The following is a 1,025-nucleotide window of genomic DNA, read 5'->3' on the forward strand; positions in this document are numbered from 1 at the left end:
TGCATCCGCAGCTTCGGTATATGGCTTAGCCCCGTTACATCTTCCGCGCAGGACGACTCGATCAGTGAGCTATTACGCTTTCTTTAAAGGATGGCTGCTTCTAAGCCAACCTCCTGACTGTTTTAGCCTTCCCACTTCGTTTCCCACTTAGCCATATTTGGGGACCTTAGCTGGCGGTCTGGGTTGTTTCCCTCTTGACACCGGACGTTAGCACCCGATGTCTGTCTCCCGTGATTGCACTCTTCGGTATTCGGAGTTTGCTATGGCGTAGTAATCCGCAATGGACCCCACAACCATGACAGTGCTCTACCCCCGAAGGTGAGACACGAGGCACTACCTAAATAGTTTTCGGAGAGAACCAGCTATTTCCAGGTTTGTTTAGCCTTTCACCCCTATCCACAGCTCATCCCCTAACTTTTCAACGTTAGTGGGTTCGGACCTCCAGTACGTGTTACCGCACCTTCATCCTGGCCATGGATAGATCACCTGGTTTCGGGTCTACACCCAGCGACTGGACGCCCTGTTCGGACTCGCTTTCGCTACGCCTGCCCTAATCGGTTAAGCTTGCCACTGAATGTAAGTCGCTGACCCATTATACAAAAGGTACGCCGTCACCCCTTGCGAGGCTCCGACTGTTTGTATGCATGCGGTTTCAGGATCTGTTTCACTCCCCTCCCGGGGTTCTTTTCGCCTTTCCCTCACGGTACTGGTTCACTATCGGTCGATCACGAGTATTTAGCCTTGGAGGATGGTCCCCCCATCTTCAGACAGGATTTCACGTGTCCCGCCCTACTTGTCGTACCCCTGGTTCTTCCTCACTGTTTTCGTCTACAGGGCTATCACCTGCTATGGCCGCACTTTCCAGAGCGTTCGACTAACAGCGAAGATAAAGAGTACAGGCTGGTCCCATTTCGCTCGCCACTACTTTGGGAATCTCGGTTGATTTCTTTTCCTGCGGTTACTTAGATGTTTCAGTTCACCGCGTTCGCTTCACGTGACCTATGGATTCAGTCACGGATACCTCA

At 52.0% G+C, this 1,025-nt stretch carries 1 rRNA gene; it reads right to left on the reverse strand.

What is annotated here, in order from left to right:
• A 23S ribosomal RNA gene (locus tag JNB89_RS30765) occupies positions 1–1,025 on the reverse strand; the annotation flags it as partial.

Source organism: Paraburkholderia phenoliruptrix (assembly GCF_019511605.1).
GTDB classification, from domain to species: Bacteria; Pseudomonadota; Gammaproteobacteria; order Burkholderiales; family Burkholderiaceae; genus Paraburkholderia; species Paraburkholderia phenoliruptrix_A.